General features: G+C 46.6%; 8 protein-coding genes, 1 pseudogene and 1 other annotated feature. Of the genes and pseudogenes, 8 read left to right on the top strand and 1 reads right to left on the bottom strand.

Annotated features, from left to right (window positions below; translation table 11 throughout):
• Positions 1-68 precede the first annotated feature (68 nt).
• The 4 genes from NSS82_RS25620 to leuS all read left to right on the top strand — a co-directional run bounded on the left by NSS82_RS25620 (position 69) and on the right by leuS (position 5,028).
• Entirely contained in the window at positions 69-590 is a 522-nt protein-coding gene (locus NSS82_RS25620) for a PRC-barrel domain-containing protein (RefSeq protein WP_038572961.1), read from the top strand.
• Between the two features lie 14 nt (positions 591-604).
• Entirely contained in the window at positions 605-814 is a 210-nt protein-coding gene (locus NSS82_RS25615; RefSeq protein ID WP_036677557.1) for a hypothetical protein, read from the top strand.
• Between the two features lie 179 nt (positions 815-993).
• Positions 994-2,061: an AI-2E family transporter gene (locus tag NSS82_RS25610; protein WP_036677553.1), complete on the top strand. Its 1,068-nt coding sequence runs from the start codon at positions 994-996 to the stop codon at positions 2,059-2,061.
• A gap of 72 nt (positions 2,062-2,133) precedes the next feature.
• Positions 2,134-2,396 (top strand) — a binding site (T-box leader).
• A gap of 181 nt (positions 2,397-2,577) precedes the next feature.
• Entirely contained in the window at positions 2,578-5,028 is a 2,451-nt protein-coding gene (gene leuS / locus NSS82_RS25605; protein WP_076141550.1) for a leucine--tRNA ligase, read from the top strand.
• A 61-nt stretch (positions 5,029-5,089) separates the two neighbouring features.
• Here the strand turns inward: leuS and comER are convergent, their stop codons facing one another.
• The gene (gene comER, locus NSS82_RS25600; protein ID WP_036677548.1) at positions 5,090-5,941 is read right to left on the bottom strand and encodes a late competence protein ComER; all 852 of its coding nucleotides are present in this window, start codon (positions 5,939-5,941) and stop codon (positions 5,090-5,092) included.
• A 187-nt stretch (positions 5,942-6,128) separates the two neighbouring features.
• Here comER and NSS82_RS25595 point away from each other — a divergent pair, with 187 nt between their 5' ends.
• The 4 genes and pseudogenes from NSS82_RS25595 (at position 6,129) to NSS82_RS25580 (ending at position 13,240) form a co-directional block, all read left to right on the top strand.
• On the top strand, positions 6,129-6,839 hold the full coding sequence (locus NSS82_RS25595; protein WP_076272402.1) for a ComEA family DNA-binding protein: 711 nt from the start codon (positions 6,129-6,131) through the stop codon (positions 6,837-6,839).
• A gap of 113 nt (positions 6,840-6,952) precedes the next feature.
• On the top strand, positions 6,953-7,471 hold the full coding sequence (locus NSS82_RS25590) for a deoxycytidylate deaminase (protein WP_036677545.1): 519 nt from the start codon (positions 6,953-6,955) through the stop codon (positions 7,469-7,471).
• 113 nt (positions 7,472-7,584) lie between these two features.
• The gene (locus NSS82_RS25585) at positions 7,585-10,260 is read left to right on the top strand and encodes a ComEC/Rec2 family competence protein (protein WP_076272403.1); all 2,676 of its coding nucleotides are present in this window, start codon (positions 7,585-7,587) and stop codon (positions 10,258-10,260) included.
• 874 nt (positions 10,261-11,134) lie between these two features.
• Positions 11,135-13,240: pseudogene (locus NSS82_RS25580) on the top strand (glycosyl hydrolase 115 family protein).
• Positions 13,241-13,325: the final 85 nt, after the last annotated feature.

Raw genomic sequence — 13,325 nt, 5'->3', positions numbered from 1 at the left:
CCTGATCATTCGGGCTTTCACTTTTTGAGAACTCGTAATTACACTCAAAGTGAGGAGACCGAGCAGCCATGAAACTTCAAGATCTGATCGGCTTGGCTGTATATGAAGTTGAAGAGGGTAACGCAATCGGCAAAATTGTCGATATTCTGCTCGATTCAAACTGGAATATTACGGGTATTGAACTGGAAAGCAAATCTTTTTTTGGTGGCCATGTGAAATTTGTGGCATGGGAAGATATTGTGGCCTACGGCGAGGATGCTGTCATGATTCGTAATAAAGAGTCGATTGATAAGATAGATGCCGATCATATACCTTGTACTTTTCTACTTGGAAAGAACAAACTTAAGGATTTGAAAGTGCTAACTACAACTGGAACTATACTCGGACGAATATCTGATGTTTATTTTGACCAAAAGTTGGGAAACACAATAGGAGCGCTGGAAATTAGTGACGGGCTTGTCACTGATTTGATCGAAGGCCGCAAATGGCTGCCTTGTTCTGACGAGATGTCCATTGGTGAGAATGCATTAATGGTTCCTGCGATGAGCGAAGAACGGCTACAAAAAGCCATTAATATTGTTAACGGATAGGTGGAATGTATTATATGAAGTGTCCAAACTGCAACTCCAAAGATATCGGAAAGATCGGTTCCCACCAGTTTTATTGCTGGGGCTGTTTCATCGAATTGACGGTAAATGGCGAAAAAATGTCGGTTTATCAAGTTGAAGAAGACGGCACACTAAGCTCGCTGGACGACCTGTTCTCCGGGGATGATATGACTCAGGATTTCCCGCAAATTCATGCGTCGTCTTAACTATGAATCTTGCTTTGTAAGCAAGACTGCTCTATGTACTTAAGCGTCAATTTCCTTTCAGCTGAAATCAGTTGCAAGGTTATTGACGCTTTTTTGTGTGTTTGATGGTTATTTTGCTGCGGCCATACATATACTTATTTACGAAGCTAGTCCAGGCTCTACCGCAGGAGGGTACTCTCATGGAACAATGGTCCCAAAGTAAATGGTTCCGCTGGATGATCGGAGTGCTGCTATCCCTGATCATTTTGTATTTTGTTTGGTTGCTTCGTCCGATGCTGCAGGGGATTTTTGTATTTTTAAAGGCAATCCTCGCTCCATTTCTGGCAGCTATGATTATTTCCTATGTGCTGAATCCCGTGGTTAGTATGCTGGCCGGACGGAAGATGCCGCGTAGCGTAGCTGTTCTACTTATATATGCAGTGTTTCTAACGGCGATTACCGTGATCGCCATCAACCTTATCCCGATGTTTATTGAGCAGCTTGAAGAATTAAATGAACATCTGCCTGAGATCACACTGCAAGCCCAGGGGCTGATGAGCCATATGAATACAAGGCTAATACCGCCTGGGGTTGAAATGGGGATGAACAACTGGTTTTTTCAACTGGAGAATCGTCTGGCCGAAGGGATTTCGCATTTTCTCGATAATATAGGGACAACGATTAACTTGCTGTTCAATGCTTTTATCGTGCCGTTTCTGGTGTTCTATATTTTGAAGGATTTTGACGTATTTGAACGGACGGTGGTCTCTTGTCTGCCCCGCGCACGCCGCAAGTCTATTGTTACTTTGTTAAAAGATATCGATGCTGCGCTCGGCAATTACATTCGCGGACAATTTCTGGTCTGCATCATTATAGGTGTGCTTGCCTATATCGGCTATGCCATCGTCGGAATGCCTTATGCCTTACTGTTCGCCAGTGTGGTGGCAGTATTTAATATTGTTCCGTATATGGGTCCTTTTCTAGGGGCTGCACCTGCCATTGTGATGGCTTCGACCGTCTCTTTTCGATTAGTTCTACTGGTTGCTGTGGTAAACACTTTATGCCAAATTGTGGAGAGCAATATTATTTCTCCACAGGTCGTAGGCAGGACGCTACATTTGCATCCGCTGCTTATTATCTTCGCATTGCTGGTAGGTGGTGAACTGGCAGGGATGATTGGACTTATCCTTGCTGTACCGTTCTTTGCAGCTGCAAAAGTCGTAATTCAACACTTTATGGCGTTTTTAATCAAACGAAAGCCCGTATAAAGGGATAATCATTGACTATTGATAACAGTTTTGTATATAATGTTGGGGAATATTACTGATGACTCAGTATATAGTTGTTCGATGATGAGGAGTATTAATTCTATACCGTTATTGCAGAGAGCCGACACTAAGGTGCGAGTCGGTTAACGGAACAGAGTGAACTCACCTCGGAGTAACGGTGCAAGTTTACAGGATATCCATAAGAGATAATGGATGTCATGAATGAACCGCCGTCGCCTCACCCCCGCTAAAGGGTGCAAAGTGAGTGGCAGAATAAAGTATATTCGCCGCTAACTAGGGTGGTACCACGGGAATTATAACCTCTCGTCCCTAGCGATAATACGCTAGGGATGGGAGGTTTTTTTGTAAATATAAGAGAGTATACGTTTTACGCAATACTTCATGTCTTATATTTCCCGCATAAACGCTTACCGTCCTTATAAGGACACCGAAGGTGTATATGCTTGGTTAAGAAATAAGAAATCTAAGAAGTAACACTCCAAGGAGGAGCAGACAATGAGCGACAATCAAACAAATAGCACACCCGCTGGTGGTTACCGGGCGCAGACTATTGAGCCGAAATGGCAAAAGTTCTGGGATGAGAACAAAAGCTTTAAGACAGGAGAAGATCCTGAAAAACCCAATTTTTATGCACTGGATATGTTTCCGTATCCTTCAGGTGCAGGACTGCACGTAGGTCATCCAGAGGGTTACACAGCGACTGATATCGTTTCTCGCTACAAGCGGATGCGCGGTTTCAATGTATTGCATCCGATGGGCTGGGATGCTTTTGGACTTCCGGCAGAGCAGTATGCGATGGATACCGGCCAGCATCCACGTGATTTTACCGATAAGAACATCGATAATTTCCGTCGTCAGATCAAATCGCTGGGTTTCTCCTACGATTGGGACCGCGAGATCAGCACGACAGATCCGGATTATTATAAATGGACACAATGGATTTTTATCCAGTTGTATAACAAAGGCCTGGCTTATGTAGCAGAAGTACCTGTTAACTGGTGTGAGGCACTGGGTACGGTACTTGCCAACGAAGAGGTTATCGATGGTAAAAGTGAGCGCGGCGGTCACCCGGTCGTGCGCAAACCGATGCGTCAATGGATTCTGAGAATTACAGAGTACGCTGAGCGTTTGCTGGAGGATCTGGAAGAACTGGATTGGTCCGAAAGCATCAAGGATATGCAGCGCAACTGGATCGGGAAATCAACAGGTGCAGAAGTGAACTTTAACATTGAAGGTCACAAGGCTAACCTGACCGTGTTTACTACACGTCCAGATACACTGTTCGGAGCAAGTTACTGCGTACTGGCACCAGAGCATGAGCTTGTTGATGTGATTACCACTGAAGCTCAGCGTGCTGCTGTGGCAGAATATCGTGAAAAAGCTTCTCGTAAAAGCGATCTGGAGCGTACGGATTTGGCAAAAGAGAAGAGCGGTGTCTTCACAGGCGCATATGCAATTAATCCTGTGAATGGTGCGAAGGCGCCAATCTGGATTGCAGATTATGTGCTTGCTGGTTACGGAACGGGAGCAATCATGGCAGTTCCGGGTCACGATACACGCGACTGGGAATTTGCTAAACAATTCGGCCTGAATATCGTGGAAGTCGTTCAAGGCGGCAACGTTGAAGAAGAGGCTTATTCCGGAGATGGTCCGCATGTCAATTCTGATTTCCTGAATGGACTCAAGAATGAAGAAGCGATTGCGAAGATGATTGCTTGGTTGGAAGAAAAGGGCGTAGGTAAAGGCAAAGTAACCTATCGTCTGCGTGACTGGCTGTTTAGCCGCCAACGCTACTGGGGAGAGCCCATTCCAATTCTGCATTTGGAAGACGGCACAATGAAGACTGTTCCGGTTGATCAGCTGCCGCTGGTACTGCCGGATGTAGATGCGATCAAACCTTCGGGTACAGGGGAATCTCCACTTGCGAATGTAACAGAGTGGGTGGAAACTATTGATCCTGAGACTGGCATGAAGGCTCGCCGCGAGACGAACACCATGCCGCAATGGGCGGGCAGCTGCTGGTATTACCTGCGTTATATTGATCCGAAAAACGATCAAGAGCTGTGCTCCCCTGAGAAGCAAAAAGCATGGCTTCCAGTAGATCTGTATATTGGTGGAGCGGAGCATGCCGTGCTTCACTTGCTCTATGCACGTTTTTGGCACAAGGTGCTTTATGATCTCGGCGTTGTTGAAACAAAAGAACCTTTCCATAAGCTGGTTAACCAAGGTATGATTCTTGGAAATAATAATGAAAAAATGAGTAAATCACGCGGAAATGTCATCAACCCGGATGAGATTGTGGAAGCTTTTGGTGCAGATACACTACGTGTGTATGAAATGTTTATGGGCCCTCTGGAAGCAACCAAACCTTGGAATGAAAAGGGTGTAGAAGGAGTTCACCGTTTCTTGTCCCGTGTATGGCGCCTGTTCGTGAGTGAAGATGGTAAGCTGAGCACCAAAATCACAGCAGACGGTGGCACTGACGAGTTCAAACGCACTTGGCACAAGACCATTAAGAAGGTCACTGATGATTTCGAGCATCTGCGTTTCAATACCTCAATTAGCCAGTTGATGATTTTTATTAACGATGCTTATAAGCAAGAAACTTTGTCCCAAGAAGCTGCTGAACACTTCGTACAAATGTTGTCACCACTGGCGCCTCACATCGCTGAAGAGCTGTGGCAGCTGCTCGGTCACGAAGGAAGTATCAGTTACGTGGCTTGGCCAACGTATGATGAAGCATGGACGGTGGATGCTGAGGTTGAAATCGTTATTCAGGTAAATGGTAAAATCGTACAACGCGCGTTGATCCCGCAGGATATGGGTCAAGAAGAGATGCAAGCTCATGCGTTGTCACTCCCGAATGTGAGTGCAGCAGTAGAAGGTAAAACCGTACGCAAGATCATTGCGGTTCCTGGCAAGCTTGTAAATATCGTAGTGGGTTAAGCGAAGAACGCAATAATGCCCGCAGCAACGGAGAACTCCGTGCTGCGGGTTTTATTGTTTTCTAACGGTCTACAGGACTTTGAATAATACCGTCATGCCCAAATAATGCATCCAGCTTGGTGACATCCTCATCGTATTTATCATGCGTAGTCATGATGAGACGTTCGAATACGCCCTCAAGGCTAATGCGAAGATGGTTCAGTGCCTCTGCGGTAATCCCGCCACGGACAGCTACACGTTCTTGGAGCTCTTGCGGGGTGAATTCTCCTTCTGTTAGCAGCTTGCCTGTTCCAAGCAGCATTTCACCTGCAAGCCGGCTGATTAACGTCTCTTCAATCCCGGTAACTTCCACCGCAGCTTCAATCCAGCGTTCAATGAAATAGCTCAAGAACGCAGGTCCGCAGCTGGAGAAATCAGAAGCGATTCGGGTATGGGCCTCTTGAATTTCCAAAGGAACACCTATGAAAGACAACAGCTGCAGCAGCACAAGCCTGTCTTCTTTATTAAGCCTGCTGCCAAATATGCACAGTGATGTCCCACTTTTGACACAGTGTGTAATGCTGGGGATGATCTTGGCTATTTTGGACGGCAAAGCGGATTCCAGATGTTGCAATTGAACGGGACTTGTAATGGATACGACGATTTGATCGCTGCGGAGATAAGGGCCGATCTCATCTGTTAAGGTTTTGAATTCCAGCGGTTTTACACATAAAAAAACAATGTCACTTCCAGTCGCTGTTTCACTATTGCTTCCGCATAAGTTTATGCCGGGATGACGATCTTCTAGCTCCAGCAGTTTATTCAGACTGCGGTTGCTGGCGAGTACATCGCACGGATTCAGGGCTCCGGAAGAAAGAAAGGCGTCAATCAGCAGGCTGCCCATGCTGCCTGTTCCGATAAATCCTACTTTCACCTGTGGTTCCTCCTTTCTAGCGTTGCTTTTTTACTAACTGACATGAATGCTCTTCGTTATATGTATGCAGGATAGACTTGGACAGATGACAGGTTTTGTATGAATTATTAAAGGAGTTTCCAGCCGCAGGAATGTATGAAGATTCACAAAAAGGCATAAGAAGAATTTTTGTGAGGAGGAAAGTGATATGAATAAAGGGAGTATCGTGCTCGGAGTGGCTGCTGCTGTAATAGGAAGTGGGCTATTCTGGGCGGCGGGAAGCAAGGGCGATTCCGGGATTGCCGGGTGGGAGACTTTGAATGTTGGTATGGAGCAAGCTGTTGGAATCGCTGAGTCTGGTGACGCTCCAGCTGCTGGGGGCAGTGAGGGAGGTCATCAGACGAAAGGAAATAAGCAACATTTAGAGAAAGATGCAGGGCAGGCTGAAGCTGCTGGGAATGTTGAAGACGGTGAGAAGGTTAAGGAGGCTGCGCAAGCAGAACAAGCAGAACAAGCTGTCCAAACTTCGGCAGATGAAAAAGCTACGGCAGCCGCTGCGGGGGAGCGAGCAAAAGGAGCGGGCCAAACACCAACGGCAGAAGGTCAAACACCAACAGGGGCAGAAGTTCAAACGCCAAACATTGCAGGGAAGCAAACGTCGGCAGGGGATAAAGCTGTTGCGGCTAAGGAGGCGACTGAGCTTTCCGCATCAGCAGCTTCACAGGAAGGTAAAGTAAATGTGAATACTGCGGGTGTTAAGGAGCTGATGGATCTTCCGGGCATCGGAGAAAAGAAGGCTCAGGCAATTATGGATTACCGCAACCGTGTAGGGACCTTTCGCAGCCTATCTGATCTGGGGAAGGTAAAGGGGATAGGACCTAAAATGCTGGAGAAGTTAAAAGCTTTAGTAATATTTTGAAGATAAATAGGAAATGAAGATCGTTGGAAGTGCCACAACCGTTGTCCTAGTGAAAACTTGCGGGGATGTGCTACAATAGTTAACAACTATTTAGAAGGATATGGAGATTGATTATGACTACTGCCTATCGTAAAGACTGGGATACTTATTTCATGGACATTGCCTGTATGGTCTCAACTCGTTCACGCTGCTCACGACGACATGTAGGTGCTGTGCTGGTGCAAGGTAAAAAGCTGCTTGGTACCGCGTACAATGGGGCGCCAATGGGCGTACCTGATTGCTCAGAGGCAGGTTGTATGCTCTCGGAGCAATATGAGATGGAGATCGTGGATGGCGTAGAGACTATGGTGAAGAAACAGCGCTGCATTCGCACGATTCATGCGGAACAGAATCTTTTGCTATTCACAGACCGGATTGACCGGGAAGGCAGCACCGTCTATGTGACGGATGAGCCTTGCTGGACCTGTGCAAATATGCTGGCTAATAGCGGTATTGTGGAGATTGTGTATTATCGTCCTTACCGTAAGGATATGGAAAAGGTAGAGGCAATGATGGCTGCCAAAGGCATCGTATTTCGCCAATTGGAAAATTATGAGCCACCAAGTGAAACGATGATTAAAGTAGCGGATTAGCTGTATTGTACAACCCTAATTGAATAAGATGACTTGAGGAAGAACCTCTCGTACGCCTTTATGGCGTATGCAGAGGTTCTTTTTTTATCTTGCGAAAGGAGGAGAATGGAGACGTGAAGGAGAGACCCTTATTAAGTTTTACAGTGTGTTGGGTGACTGGAAGTGCAGCAGCATGTTTATACTCAGGGATTGGCTTGTGGTTGGCGTGGGCTGGATTACTATTGTTACTGGTTAGTATGAGAGTTTGGGTGAACATGAGCTGGAAACAGCTGGCGGTATTTTGTTTGGCGATTATTATATCCGCTGGATATTGGGAATGGAATGAAGGCCGCAATGTAAGTCACCTGCCTGAAGTGCTGGGGAAATTATTTTCGGAGTTGAATGAGACTGCCGTGGAGGCTAAGGGGACGATTATTTCCGTTGTGGAACGGGACGGGGACCGGGTTGATTTTACGATGAAGCTCTCAGAGTTATCGTTGATTACTGAGGAAGAGGCCGCTTCGCCTGATCCGCGGGACGAACAAGATAAAAGGGGGCATGGGGAGTTAATTATGGTGCAGATCAAACTTCTTGCCGAGCAAGAAATCGCTATTGCCGCGGAGTGGCGCAGAGGGGATCAGGTATCGCTAAACGGCGTACTTGAAGAGCCAGCGACAGCGCGGAATTACGGAGGGTTTGATTATCGAGCCTATTTACATACGCAGAAGATCCACTGGCTTCTAAAGGGTCAGGGGGCAGAGAACGTGCAAGCAACGGCTCCAGATTCATGGCGTCCGTTAATGATCTTACGCTGGAATGATAAAGCGCGGGCAGTTCTTGGAGCAGAGACGGATCGGCTGTTTCAAGAGCGCCACTCTGGATATATGAAGGGTTTGGTGATTGGGATGCAGGATGATCTCGATCCGGATACCTTTAAGCAGTTCTCACAACTTGGGTTGACACATATCCTCGCCATTTCAGGCATGCATGTTGCAGTGTATGTTGGTGTTCTTTTATTTATATTCAGGCGCTTACGGATGACAAAAGAGACCACGCTAACAGTCACCTTAGTGCTCGTTCCCATATACGTCCTTTTGACAGGTGCGGGTCCGTCTATCGTACGTGCGGGATTAATGAGTATGATTGCATTGCTCGCTGCACGAGTTGGCATGCTGAAGGATGGACTGAATATTTTGGCTGCAGCGGCACTGGTTATGCTGATTTGGAATCCTTACATGCTGCTCAGTGTCAGTTTCCAGTTGTCATTTCTGGTGACCTTAGGATTAATGGTCTACGTTCCGCTTATGGACCCTCTGCTGAGGGCACTGCCACGCTGGCTTAAAAGCGCCGTCTCTGTGACTCTAGTTGCCCAGTTGGTCTCATTTCCATTGACGATCTATTATTTTAATCAATTTTCGCTGCTGTCTTTAGTGGCTAATCTGGTTTTTGTGCCCTTTATTACTTTTATTGTATTGCCTTTAGGAACGCTGGCGCTACTGCTTGGACGATTGTGGGGAGATGCTGCAATTTTTTTGGCACATATTACGGAGCTGCTGAATAACGTTACTTTTTATGCGGTTGAATGGATCAATGGTTTTGCTGGTGGAGTTTTGATTTGGCGCTCGCCTTCACTGCTGTGGATCGGAGTGTATTATGTCTTGTTGTACGGGCTGTTGTATGCTGCCAAGCTAAGAATGGAAGCCCGCGCAACACCGCAGTATATGGAGGATGAGACGAGGCCGTTAGCTGAGATTGGTTTAGCTGTGAACAAGCACGGCGGGTTTGGGGGAGCGGGGAGCGCACAGTATTTTTTGGATGCGCCTATGTTTGTACGTTGGAGCGGAGCGATTGTTCTACTATCTGCGGTTGGACTGGGCCTAATGCTGTACAAGGGTTATCAGTCAGAAAGAATGGAAGGTAAAGGGACGATTAGTTATCTGGATATCGGGCAAGGCGACAGTATCCTCATCACTACACCAAAAGGAGCTCATATCCTTGTAGATGGTGGAGGAACGTTAAATTTTGGGCAAAAAGAAGAATGGCGGATTCGCCGCAGCCCGTTCGAGGTAGGGGCTAAAGTGTTGGTGCCCTTGCTTAAAAAACGTGGGATCCACCGTCTGGACGCGATTATTTTGACTCATGGGGATCAGGATCATGCCGGGGGACTCCAAGCCGTTATGGAGGCGATTCCGGTTTCGGCACTGCTTTTTAATGGCACACTCGCTGACCGTGAATCTTATATGGAGATGATGCGGACTGCGCTGGAGAACAATGTTCAACTGTATGCCGTGCATCAGGGAATGAGGCTTTCCCCGGATGATAAGACAAAGCTGTCCTTTTTATGGCCGGAGGAACAAGATAGAGAGGGAGCAGCGTCAGGTGCTTCTATGCTGAATGGCATCCCAATGCTAGAGGATCAGAACCACGATTCTGTAGTTTTTCGTTTAGAGATGAACGGAAGAAATTTTCTATTTACCGGAGATATGGATCTGGAAGCCGAGGAGGAGATTGTGCAGCAAGCACTGCAAAAGGGTATTAACGCAGGACCTTCCATTGACGTTTTAAAAGTAGCTCACCATGGGAGCAAAACTTCAACAGGCGAGTCTTGGCTGCAGTTCTGGCATCCATCGGCTGCGGTGATTTCTGCGGGAGTAAATAATCTATATGGTCATCCGAAAGCTGAGGTATTGGAACGTTTGGAAGTTAATCATGCTGCTATTTTTAGAACGGATCAGCAGGGGGAGATTCAGATGCGTGTGCGGGCCGACGGGATTATGGTGCGTCATAAGTTGGCGGAGGGAGCGGATTAAGGAAGGTAGTAGAGGAAGGTAGTAGAGTAATGTGATTGAGTGCTGGGGTATGAAAGAGGGATTTGTGAGTGCACACGGACTTCTACTGTTGCGGTTTGTGTAAGCGGGCAAAGTTGCTCCTATCCGAATTAATTTAGGTAGTAGACAGCTCAAGTAGCTCCTTCTGTCGCGTTAGTGCAGAGTAGGTCATCATGTATCAATATAGCAGAATCTATGTAGCTCCTTCCGTTGCATTCTTCCCCATAGACACCATAGAACCTAAAAACTCGTTTAGTTGCACTTTGTGCAATAGATCGCACTTTAAAGTAGCTGGATCTTCATTTAGTTGCACTTTGTACACTTGGAATCTGGAAAAATGCCTATTTCTCTAATTTTGAGCAGAAATAGTTGCATGAAGTGCAACTAAATCACTTTATGAGCTGGAAAGATCTTTTTTAGTTGCACAAAGTGCAATAGAACGCTCCATATGAACATACCAAAGCGCCTCTGTTACATATTATCGTTGTAACGATGTTAACTTCCACCCAAATTCCGATTACTTGCTGATGATCCAGTCCATTTGTTCTAGCACCAGCTGCTCTAATGCAGTAACTGTAGTCCCTTTCTAGCACCAGCTGCTCTATTGCAGTAACTGTCGTAACTGTTGTCCTGTCTAGCACCAACTGCTCTAATGCAGTAACTGTCGTAACTGTTGTCCTGTCTAGCACCAACTGCTCTAATGCAGTAGCTCCAGCTCCAGTAACCGCCGTCCTCCTCCAGTAATTATTACGCGTGCATGCACAATCTATGTAAACGCTTTATAATAGAGATAGAAGATTCTGGTAAACTCTATGCCTATTTAAACTATGTTTCAAAGCCCGGTGGTGAGAAGCTTATGTCCTCCGTGTTTTGTAGCGAATTAGGAGATGAAGCGATAGTGAATACATATGCAGAATTTAGAGTCACAGCGGAAAGTGTATACGATGTTCAAGTGGAATGTAGTAATCCAATTGGACATGCTTGGCGAATGATCGCCAGAGATCATGAGCAGGTGTTCGGAAAAGCTCCGTTACAAGGAGCAGCAGCTACTGTAATTATTCGTTATGCAACACAGGATGATGGCTGCCCGGAATGGGCAGAGGGTTTTTGTTTGCATTTTGCAGGTAGTGAAGAGAATCGGGTCCTGCATATTATCGGCCGTGATGAATTGGGCATTATTTATGGGATGCTTCATTACAGCCGCCACGTGCTTGGTGTCGATCCCTTCTGGTTCTGGGCGGAGCTTCCTCCTGCTAAGAAAGATGCGATCAATCTGCCTGTTTCTGACTACAACAGCATTCAGCCAAAGGTACGTTACCGAGGTTGGTTCGTGAATGATGAAGTGTGTCTTATCGGCTGGAAGGAGGATTATCCTCCGACGGCGGAGGTATGGGAGCCTGTTTTTGAAGCGCTGCTGCGCTGTGGTGGAAATATGGTAATCCCGGGGACGGATTTGCCGAGAGACGGAGTTCATCATCAGCTTGCGGTAGATATGGGACTGTGGATCACACATCATCATGCGGAGCCGCTTGGCGCGCAAATGTTCCTGCGTGCTTTTCCGGGCAAGCAGGCTAGCTATAAAGAATATCCAGAATTGTTTGAACAGCTGTGGAGAGAAGCCATCGAGCGGCAAAAAGATGAAAAAACACTCTGGGTGCTCTCCTTCCGCGGACAGGGCGATAAACCTTTTTGGGAGAATGACCCCTCTTTTGATACTCCGGAGAAACGGGGCGATTTGATCTCATTTGTGGTTCGCAAGCAATACGATATGATCTGTGAATATGTGGACCAGCCTGTGTGCTGTATGGCGATGTACGGAGAAATTGCGGAGCTGTATAAACAGGGAAAGATCGAAGTTCCAGAAGGTGTTATTAAAATATGGGCGGATAACGGATACGGCAAAATGGTGTCGCGACGACATGGCCATCTGAATCTGCGCGTGCCTGCTCTACCCGAGGCAGGTGATCAAGGCAAAAACGGGGTATATTACCACGTCACCTTCCACGATTTGCAGGCCTCCAATCATCTAACACAATTCCCTACGGATCCGTCCTTTATAGTGGAGGAATTACAGGGTGCATTTGCGGCAGGGGCTAGTGAATATCTGCTGGTGAATTCAGGGAATATTTTGCCTCATCTCTATACATTAGATCTGACAGCAAAGTTGTGGATGGATGGAACAGCAGATGCTGATGAACAGCTTCAGACCTTCGTTAACCGTTTCTACACAGCGTAACAGGGGCGAATTGCCCAATTGTACAAAAGCTACTTCAAAAACACCATAGTATATGGTCCTAATGCTGACGACCGCGCAGGCGATGAATTCTATCATCATCCGGCAAGGCAGATTATAGGGCATTGGCTGCAAAATAAGACGGAGAGCGATGAACGTCTGCGCTGGGCCGCAGGGGATGTTCCTTTTGTAGAGCAGGTTCGATGGTTCAGGGATCGAGCTGAGCGAGTTGTACTAGTCTGGTATCTGCTGCGAAAGCAGTGCCTAGAGGTGATGGAACTTTTACCCGAAAAAGAGCGAAACAGGCTGCATGTTCAACTGCTAGTTCAAATTGAGCTGCATTGGAGCGGGTGCAGAGGGTTATCCTCTCTTTGCCAGGCGTATATGTGTTACCAAGAAGAGCGATTTCCAGAGGCGTTTATCGAAGCTTCACATGCGGTTTGGGATTATAAGGAGGGCCAGCAGGCTCTTTTACGGGCAGAGATCGGTCAGTGGAAGCATTTTTATCGGGCTGATTGGTTGACCAATATTGCCAACACTATAGATCATGTAGAAACAGCCCGCAAATTTTTGCGGATTCAGGGGGATAGTCCGGATATGTTTTTATGGTATAAGGAATATTTGATGCCCGAGACTGAAAAGCATATCTATCTGGAAAATACGCATCGTAATCCGTTACCGGACGATGAGCTTGCACGGCGGCTGGAGGAGAAATTCAGCTCTCTTTAAAATATCCGCACACCACTAGTGAACGCTTAAAACGTTCATCGGTGGTGTTTTTTAATGAATGACCTATTTTTTTATTTTAGAGGGA

It is taken from the genome of Paenibacillus sp. FSL H7-0735 (assembly GCF_038008505.1).
Taxonomy (GTDB): domain Bacteria; phylum Bacillota; class Bacilli; order Paenibacillales; family Paenibacillaceae; genus Paenibacillus_AQ; species Paenibacillus_AQ odorifer.
Note: the sequence above shows the minus strand (reverse complement) of the source record. Positions and strands in the feature narration are given on the sequence as shown.

Coding starts and splice junctions, on each gene's coding strand:
- NSS82_RS25615 (WP_036677557.1), top strand. CDS start 605: ATGAAGTGTCCAAACTGCAACTCCAAAGATATCGGAAAGATCGGTTCC.
- NSS82_RS25590 (WP_036677545.1), top strand. CDS start 6,953: ATGACTACTGCCTATCGTAAAGACTGGGATACTTATTTCATGGACATT.
- NSS82_RS25620 (WP_038572961.1), top strand. CDS start 69: ATGAAACTTCAAGATCTGATCGGCTTGGCTGTATATGAAGTTGAAGAG.
- leuS (WP_076141550.1), top strand. CDS start 2,578: ATGAGCGACAATCAAACAAATAGCACACCCGCTGGTGGTTACCGGGCG.
- NSS82_RS25610 (WP_036677553.1), top strand. CDS start 994: ATGGAACAATGGTCCCAAAGTAAATGGTTCCGCTGGATGATCGGAGTG.
- NSS82_RS25595 (WP_076272402.1), top strand. CDS start 6,129: ATGAATAAAGGGAGTATCGTGCTCGGAGTGGCTGCTGCTGTAATAGGA.